Source organism: Anaerolineae bacterium (assembly GCA_011176535.1).
In the GTDB taxonomy this organism is placed as follows: Bacteria; Chloroflexota; Anaerolineae; order Anaerolineales; family DRMV01; genus DUEP01.
In genome coordinates, this window is record DUEP01000120.1 from 1 (window position 1) to 8,504 (window position 8,504).

Annotated in this window: 8 protein-coding genes; 2 read left to right on the forward strand and 6 right to left on the reverse strand. The window is 64.6% G+C overall.

Annotation, left to right across the window (positions count from 1 at the left end):
- The first annotated feature begins 141 nt into the window (after positions 1-141).
- A complete protein-coding gene (locus tag G4O04_10380; GenBank protein HEY58916.1) occupies positions 142-900 on the forward strand; it encodes a DsbA family protein in 759 nt (252 codons plus the stop codon).
- 103 nt (positions 901-1,003) lie between these two features.
- On the opposite strand, the gene G4O04_10385 is transcribed toward G4O04_10380, so the two are convergent.
- The 5 genes from G4O04_10385 to G4O04_10405 form a co-directional block, all read right to left on the reverse strand.
- Positions 1,004-1,708: a DUF554 domain-containing protein gene (locus G4O04_10385; GenBank protein ID HEY58917.1), complete on the reverse strand. Its 705-nt coding sequence runs from the start codon at positions 1,706-1,708 to the stop codon at positions 1,004-1,006.
- A 45-nt stretch (positions 1,709-1,753) separates the two neighbouring features.
- Positions 1,754-2,308, reverse strand: coding sequence for a cob(I)yrinic acid a,c-diamide adenosyltransferase (locus tag G4O04_10390; GenBank protein ID HEY58918.1), 555 nt, complete (start codon positions 2,306-2,308; stop codon positions 1,754-1,756).
- Between the two features lie 29 nt (positions 2,309-2,337).
- On the reverse strand, positions 2,338-3,366 hold the full coding sequence (locus G4O04_10395; GenBank protein ID HEY58919.1) for a homoserine dehydrogenase: 1,029 nt from the start codon (positions 3,364-3,366) through the stop codon (positions 2,338-2,340).
- An 83-nt stretch (positions 3,367-3,449) separates the two neighbouring features.
- Positions 3,450-4,016 carry a bifunctional (p)ppGpp synthetase/guanosine-3',5'-bis(diphosphate) 3'-pyrophosphohydrolase gene (locus G4O04_10400; protein HEY58920.1) on the reverse strand — a complete coding sequence of 189 codons (567 nt, stop codon included), beginning with the start codon at positions 4,014-4,016 and terminating at the stop codon, positions 3,450-3,452.
- Positions 4,017-4,181: 165 nt separating this feature from the next.
- The gene (locus tag G4O04_10405) at positions 4,182-5,588 is read right to left on the reverse strand and encodes an AAA family ATPase (protein ID HEY58921.1); all 1,407 of its coding nucleotides are present in this window, start codon (positions 5,586-5,588) and stop codon (positions 4,182-4,184) included.
- Between the two features lie 30 nt (positions 5,589-5,618).
- Here G4O04_10405 and G4O04_10410 point away from each other — a divergent pair, with 30 nt between their 5' ends.
- Entirely contained in the window at positions 5,619-7,505 is a 1,887-nt protein-coding gene (locus G4O04_10410) for a hypothetical protein (protein ID HEY58922.1), read from the forward strand.
- A 75-nt stretch (positions 7,506-7,580) separates the two neighbouring features.
- Here the strand turns inward: G4O04_10410 and dnaA are convergent.
- A partial coding sequence (dnaA, locus tag G4O04_10415) for a chromosomal replication initiator protein DnaA (GenBank protein HEY58923.1) occupies positions 7,581-8,504 on the reverse strand: 924 nt, incomplete at its 5' end.

Below are 8,504 nucleotides of genomic sequence, written 5' to 3' on the forward strand. Positions count from 1 at the left end.
TAAGGGAACTTGTCCCAGTTGTAAAGCCCCACATCCCCAACTCCTTTCGGTGTACTGGACAAACCGTCATCCTCATGGCATAATCCTTTTACACCGCAAGTGGTGTGTCCCTGTGACCCTGGTTTCACCTGAGGAGGTGTTATGGCCAAACCCCGAACCCGACAGCGACGCCGGGCCTTAAAACAGCGCAAAGCCCAGGAAGCGAAGCGTCAACGCATCGTGACCATGCTCATCATCGTGGGGGTGGTCCTGCTCGTCTTTGCCGGGATCATCGTGGCTCAAAACCGCCAGAGCGCCCAGGCCACGCCCACGGTTTCCGCCGCCGTGGTCATGCCGGAGCGCCGGGAGCACCCCAACGCCGAGGACAACGCCATGGGCGCCCCCAACGCCCCGGTGACCATCATCGAGTACTCCGACTTCCAATGCCCCTATTGCCTGCACTTCTACCAACAAATCGAGCCGGAGATCATCGCCAAAGAGGTCGCCCAGGGCCGGGTGCGTTTCATCTATCGCACCATGGGCGACTTCATCGGCCAGGAATCCCTGGACGCGGCCGAGGCGGCCTACTGCGCCGGGGAACAAAACCGCTTCTGGGAGTACCATGATATGCTTTTTGTCAACTGGCAGGGGGAGAATGTGGGCTCCTTCGCCCCCGACCGGCTGATGAAGTTCGCCGAAGCCCTAGGGCTGGATATGGACGCTTTCCGCTCCTGCTTCGAGAGCCACACCTATCGCGCCCGCGCGATGAAAGACAAGCAGGACGGCTTCGCCGCCGGGGTGCGCGGCACACCGTCCTTCGTGATCATCGCCCCCGATGGGAGCCAGCAACTTATAGAAGGCGCGTTTCCCTACACGGAGTTCCACAAAGCCATCGAGGAGGCGCTGAAAAAGCAACCCTGAACCCTGAGGTCCGGTCCGGGAAGAAACCCACGGCGCGGCCCCGCATGATCGCGCCGTACTGTTCATCCGGACCTCCAGGCATCCAACCACCCCCAGAAGGGGGTCACCACCCAAAGAGCGCCACCAACAACGGGGCGATCGCCAGCGCAGGCAGCAAATTTCCCGAACGCAACGGCTTGATCTCCAACAAACTGCTCACCGCCAGGGCCAGCAGGATCACCCCGCCGGCCGCCGTCATCTCGTTCATCATGGCCGGGGTGACCACATTCTGCAACTGGGCCGCGCCCAGGGAAAGCCCGCCCTGGTACAGCAACACCGTCAGCGCGGCAAAGAGCACGCCGGGGCCAAAGGTAGAGGCAAAAGCCAGGGCCGCGAACCCATCCATCACCGACTTCACCGCCAGGAGGGAATAATCACCCGTCAGCCCGTCCTGGATGGAACCCAAAATGGCCATCGGCCCCACACAAAACAGCAACGAAGCGGTCAGGAAGCCCCGCACAAAGCGGGAACCTTTCGGGTCAGCGGCCGCTTCGCCGGGCGTGAAGCGTTGCTCCAGCCAGGAGCCCAAGCGACTCAGCCGGGTCTCGATGCGCCACCACTCGCCCAAAATGCCGCCGATGAGCAGGCTGCCCAACACCAGAATGGCGTTCTCGGATTTGAGAAACATTTGCAGCCCCAGGGCCACCGTAAACAGCCCCAGGGCGCCCACCACGGTCTCGCGGACGCGCTCGGGCAACCGCGCCCCGAAAAGTAGCCCCAAGGTGCCGCCGACAAGCACCGTCACCACATTGATGATCGTCCCGGTCATCTCTCTGCCTCGCTCCGCTGAGGATGGGAAAAGGTGGCCCCTGCATCACGCTTTGGCGCGCGTGGTGTCCACCCCGGCGGCCTGATTCTCCAGCAACTCCAACACAAAACACAACGAGGAAAGCCGATTGAGGTAAGCCGCCAGCGCGGGGTTTTCCAGCCCCCCCGCCCGCCACAGGGCCACCACGCGCCGCTCGGCACGGCGCACCACCGTGCGGGCCAGGTCCAAAAAGGCTCCGCCCGGCGAATCCCCGGGCAAGATAAAGGCTTTGGGCGGCGGCACCTCTTCCTCCAGCGCGGCGATCTGCTCCTCCAGCCACGCCACCCGTTCTGCCGTGATGCCGCGAAACCGCGCCTGGTTTTCGGGCGTGGCGGCCACCTCGGCCATCAGGCGGTAGAGGTCGCGCTGCACCTCCAGCAACAACGCGCGGGTCTGCCCGGCTTGGGCATGGGCGCGGGCCACCCCCAACACCGCCGTGACCTCGTCCACCGCTCCAACGGCCTCGATGCGGGGGTCGTCCTTGGGAACCCGTCCCTCCCCCAAAAGGCCCGTGGTACCCTGATCACCGGTTCCTGTGTAGAAAGGACTTTTGGCGTTCATAGGCTCCATTGTAGCATAAGCGCGGCAAGTCACCGCACGGCGTTGAGGAAATCGGCCAGCAGACCGTAAGCCGTGGTGTGCGGACCGGGGTCCTCTTCCACGATGGACAGGTCGCCCAACACATCGGTCTGGAAGGTAACGATGGAAGAGGTGCCCCGAACCCCGAAAAGCGGGGATTCCGGGCCCACCAACTCGGGCCTGACCCGGGCCACTACCCCATCGCCCTCGCGGCGGGCGGAGCAAACCAGTTTCCAGCGCCGCCCCTGGGCCTTGGCCTCGGCTACCATGGCCGTGGTGATGCCCCAAATGCCCTCCCGCTCCACCTGCTGGGGCTTGAGGGGAACGCCCATCAGCACGGTCACCAGGGCGGCCACCTTGACTGCCGCGTCCCACCCGTCCACATCGCCGCTGGGGTCGGTCTCGGCGATGCCGATGGACTGGGCATAGGCCACAGCCTGGTCCAGGGTTTCCCCTTGCTCCTCCATGCGGGTCAGGATCAGGTTGGTGGTGGAGTTGAGGATGCCGCGAAAGGCGCGCAGTTGCGCGGCGGGCAGGGTTTCGCGGAACAGAGAAAAGATGGGCGCGCCGTCCATCACCGCCGACTCGAAGAAAAAGCGCCGGCCCACCTGCTGCGCCAGGGCGGTCAGTTCGCTGTAGGCGTGCACCACCGGCCCTTTATTGGCCGTGATGGCGTGCATCCCCCGTTCCAAAGCCAGCCGCAGGTGGGTCACGGCGGGTTCTCCCGTCTCGTAGTTCACCGGCGTGTTTTCGAAGAGCACCTCGGCCGGCACCTGCTGTACGAAGGCGATGCCGTTAGCGGGGGGCGCGACCGCGCTCAAGGCGTCAAACCGCTCTCCGGCCTCGGCGAGGCGCAAAGCCTCTTCCAGATCGAGCCCGTCCGGGGCGATGGCCGCCCCGTGACGCCCGGTGGCGATGCCGGTGACCACAAAGTCCAGGTTGTAACGCTGGCGCAGTTCGTCGCGCTTGCGCAGGAGCAGACGGGCCAGGGCTTGTCCCACGCTGCCGAAACCGAGCAGAGCAAGACGTACTGTGGGCATGGGGGCCTCCTTGGGTGGAATTGGCGATTGAGGATTGGCGTTGGAGGATTAGCGATTTAGGATTGACGATTTGGGGTTGGCGGTTAGGCAAAGACCTCGTCCACCAGCGTGGCGAATTCGGCGGCCAGGCGGCGGCCGGGGTCGGCGAGCAGGCGCTGACGAAAAACGGCAGCCAGCTGCCGGTAGTAGGCTTCCTGCTGCGCCCTGGGGGCGTTGAACCGCTGCCACAGCGCCTCGCCCACCCAGCGCAAGTCTTCAGCCATGCTGCGCAGGTTGTCCAGTTTGTCGGCCAGGGATAACAACACCACCTCCCGCGGCGCGGTACGCAGAAAGGCCACGGTGTGCGCCTTGCGCCGGGCCCAGGGCGCGGTGCGGTGCTCCGGCTCGCTGAGGGCCACCACCAGGTCGGCGACGCGGTCGCCAAAGGCCCGGCGCAAGGCCGCCTCGGTGATGGCGGTGTCCTCCAGGGTGTCGTGCAGCAGGGCAGCGACGGCCAAATCGGGCGCGACGCCAGCGCGCAGCAGGATCTCGGCCACGCGCAAGGGGTGGATAAGGTAGGGAATGCGCGTCCCCTTGCGGAACTGACCGCGATGCGCCTGCTCGGCAAAGGCCACGGCGCGAAAAAGGCGCTCGTCGGCGGACACGGGCACAGGAACCTCCTTGGGGAACGGTAAAACGACAAATGCGAAGGGCAGGGTACCCTCTCCTCCCTGCCTCAGTCCGGGCTTCGACTTCGGGCTGCGCCCTCCGTTCAGCCAGGCCGTTCGGCGCGCATCGAGAAGGCGCAAAGCTTTGGGCGGTCCCGTAGAGCGGGTTTAGCGGTGTTTGCGCTTGAGGTCGGTCACCTCTTCGGGGGTCAGGTCGGGGACTTCCTCCACCTGCTGGATGTTCAACGCCCGACGCTGGGCCTCCCGCCAGCGAGCCAGGCGCTCGGCAATCACCCGCTCGTAGCCCTGCCCGGAAGGACGATAAAAGTAGGTGCCCAGCAGTTCGCGGGGCAGGTACTGCTGCGGCACGAAGTGCTCGGGCTCATCATGTGGGTAACGGTACCCCTTGCCGTGGCCCAGGGCTTCACGGTCGCAGCTGGGGTCTTTCAGGTGATCCGGCACCTCCACCGGGCCGACCTCCTCGATGCGCCGGTACGCCTTGAAGTAGGCCATGGCGCTGTTGGATTTCGGGGCCGTGGCGAGGTAGAGGGTGGCTTCCACCAGGGGAAACACGCCCTCGGGGAGGCCCACATGGTCGAAGGCCTGCGCGGCCGCCGTGGCCACCACCAGCGCCTGAGGGTCGGCCAGGCCGATATCCTCGGCGGCCAGGATGAGCAGGCGGCGGAGGATGAAACGCGGGTCCTCCCCCGCGTAGAGCATTTTCGCCAGCCAGTAGAGGGCCGCATCAGGGTCCGAGCCGCGGATGGACTTAATGAAAGCTGAGATGGTATCATAATGGGCATCGCCGTCCTTGTCGTAAAGCACCGCGCGGCGCTGGATGGACTCCTGAGCGACTTCCAGGGTAATGTGGATCACGCCCTGGTCATCGGGCGGGGTGCTCTCCACAGCCAGTTCCAGGGCGTTGAGGGCGTTGCGGGCATCGCCCCCGGCCACATGCACCAGGTGGGCCAGGGCGTCTTCGTCCACCACGACCTTCCGCTTGCCATAGCCGCGCTCAGGATCGCGCAAGGCCCGCTCCAAAAGGGTGCGGATGTGGTGCTCCTCCAGCGGGCGCAGTTGGAACACCCGTGAACGGGAGACCAGGGCGCCGATCACTTCAAAGTATGGGTTTTCGGTGGTGGCGCCGATGAAGATGATGGTGCCGTCCTCCACATGGGGCAGCAGGGCATCCTGCTGGGCCTTGTTCCAGCGATGCACCTCGTCCACGAACAGAATGGTGCGCTGGCCGTGAAACTTGCGGCGGTCGCGCGCCTCGCGGATCACCTGGCGCAGGTCCGCCACCCCGGCCAACACCGCCGAGAGGGTGACAAAATGGCTGCGGGTGCGGCGGGCGATGACTTGCGCCAGGGTGGTCTTGCCGCATCCCGGTGGCCCCCACAAGATGATGGAGGAAAACAGCCGATCGGCCTCGATAGCCCGACGGAGCAATTTGCCCGGCCCGATGATGTGTTCCTGCCCCACGAACTCATCCAGCGTGCGGGGGCGCATGCGGGCCGCCAAAGGAGCCTCGCGCTCCAGCCGTTGCTGCAAAGCCTGTTCAAAAAGGTCACTCATGGCCTCATTATAACTTGAGGAGAAGAAGTTGTGGAAGGAGTCGAAACCTCGTTGCAATTTACCGGCCTGGCCCTGGTGTTGGGCCTGGCAGTGCTGGTCCCGCTGGCGTTCAGCCGCTTTCGTCGCCTACGCGTCCCTGTGGTGGTGGGTGAAATCCTTGCCGGCATTCTCGTGGGGCGCAGTGGGTTGAGTTGGGTGCAGCCCAACGACGCCACCCTGCATTTGCTGGCCGAGGTAGGGTTTGTCTTTCTCATGTTTCTCGCCGGGATGGAAATCGACATCTCGGCTCTGAGCATCGGCCCCCAGGGGAAAGCCAGGCACCCCCCCTCAGAGCCCCTGCCGGAGAAACGCGGCCCATCCCCCCTGGTGCTGGCGCTAGAGCACTTTGCGCTGACCCTGCTCCTGGCCACGGGGATAGCCTACCTCCTCTGGCGAGCGGGGATGGTGCAAAACCTGTTCCTCATGGGGTTGGTGATCTCCACCACCTCCTTAGGGGTGGTGATGCCAGTGCTCAAAGAACAGGGGTACTTAGGGGACCGGTACGGCCAGACACTGCTGGTCTCGGCGCTGGTGGCCGACTTCGCCACCATGGTGCTGATCACCATTGAGGTCGCCTTCATCTCCCATGGGTTGACGCTGGAACTCTTGCTGATTGGGCTCCTGTTTGTGGCCCTGCTCACTCTCTACCGGCTGGGCGTGCTGGTGCTGCCCGGGATGCGCACCCTGATCGAAGAAATCAGCCAGGCGACCACGCAAATCAACATTCGCCTGGCCTTGCTGACCATGATCGCCTTCGTGGCCCTGGCCCAAGTAATCGGGGCCGAGGTCATTCTGGGGGCCTTTCTGGCCGGTCTGCTCATCGTGCTGCTCCTGGGAGACGACAACGGCGGGTTGCGCCACCAACTGGAGAGCATGGGATACGGCTTCTTCATCCCCATTTTCTTCATCATGGTGGGGGTGGACTTCAACCTGCAGGTGTTGACCGAAAACGGCGGCTCCTGGCTGCTGATAGCGGTCCTGCTGCTGGCGGCCATTCTGACCAAACTGGTGCCGGCGGTGGCCTTTCGTCAGGCCTTTGGCTGGCGAGAGAGCCTGGGGGGAGGAGTGCTGCTTTCCGCCCGGCTTTCACTGATCATCGCCGCCGCCGAAATCGGGCGCGACCTGGGGGTGCTCAGCGAAGCGGTGGTGGTGGCCGTCATCCTAGTCGCCATCGTGACGGTCACCGCCGCGCCTTTTCTGTTCACCCAACTGTTGCCCCGCCGCACCGCCGCAACACAGTCTCCGGTGGTCATCGTTGGGGCCTGCGCCGTGGGGTTGCAAGTTGCCTCGCAACTCCACGAACACCACACCCCCTACCTGCTGCTGGACGGTGAAGCGGCCTGCGTCCGGCGCGCCCGCGAACGGGGGCTGAACGCTCAGGTGGCTACACCTGAAACTGGCGAAGCCCACCTGGAAGGCGCCAGCGCCGTGCTCATCACCCTGGGCGACGAGGAGCAGGTGCTGGCCTGGGCCCGGCTGGCGCGCCAGATTTTGGGCATCGAACGGGTGCTGGCCCTCAGCCCCTCGGCCGAACTCACCCGCGCCCTGCGCCTGCTGGGGGGCCACCCGGTCACGCCGCTGGAGGCGCAGGCCACTTTCCTGACCCTTATGGCCCGCAATCCCGATTTGCTCCACCTGCTCACGGCCACGGAGGATCGGCAGGACCTGGCCGAGGTGCACCTGCGCAACCCTGCACTGGCCGGCAAACGGCTGCGGGACCTGGGGCTGCCGCCCCAGGTGCTGGTGCTTTCCATCCATCGCGGCGATGCGTTCATCGTGCCCCGGGGCAATACCATCCTGCACCTGGGGGATACGCTGACCTTGCTGGGGAATGTGGAGGACCTGGAGACCGTGATCCGCGATCTGGCCAGCACCTGAAAAGCCAGAGACCCTCAAAGCAAATCACCCCCAGACAGCGAGTCTGGGGATGGTGAGTTTAACCTGGGGCAGGGGTTATACCGGCATGGGCTGCATGCGCCCATGAAGCCGTTCCCGAATGTCCATCACCCGCCGCCGGAACTGCTCATCCCGCTCAAGCAGATCGGCTACCTTGTCACAGGCGTACATCACCGTGGTATGATCCCGCCCTCCCAGCGCCTCGCCGATCTGCGGCAGCGAGATGCGGGCTTCTTCGCGCAGCAGGTACATGGCCACCTGGCGCGGCAGCACCACCTTGCGCGAGCGCTCCTTGCTCAGCAAACGTTCCACGGGTACACCGAACTCCTCGGCCACCAGGGCCACCACCTGCTTGGGGTCCAGTTCCCGCCGCCGGGGGAGTAAATCGACCAGGGCAATGTCCATCAATTCCAGGCTCAAAGGCACGCCCCGCAAGTCAGCATAAGCCAACACGCGAATCAACGCCCCCTCCAACTCGCGGATGTTGGACTGCATCCGACGGGCGATGGCCTCCAGGATCTCATTGGGCACCTGGCGGCCCGACTCCTCCGCCTTGAACCGCAGAATGGCCACCCGGGTCTCAAAATCGGGAGGCTGGATGTCGGCGGTCAGCCCCCACTCAAAGCGTGAGCGCAGGCGTTCTTCCAGCGTGACCAGGGCCTTGGGCGGGCGGTCCGAGGAGATGACGATTTGCTTGTCCTGGCCGTGCAGGGTGTTGAAAGTGTGGAAAAACTCCTCCTGAGTGGATTCCTTGCCGGCGATGAACTGGATGTCGTCGACGAGCAACACATCCACCTGGCGATACTTCTCCCGAAAGGCCTGCGTGGTGTGGGTGCGAATGGCGTTGATGAGGTCGTTGGTGAACTCTTCAGAGGAGACATAGCGAACCCGCAGCCCATCCTGGGCGCAACGGTTACCGATGGCGTGCAAAAGATGGGTTTTCCCCAACCCCACGCCGCCGTAGATGAACAGGGGATTGTA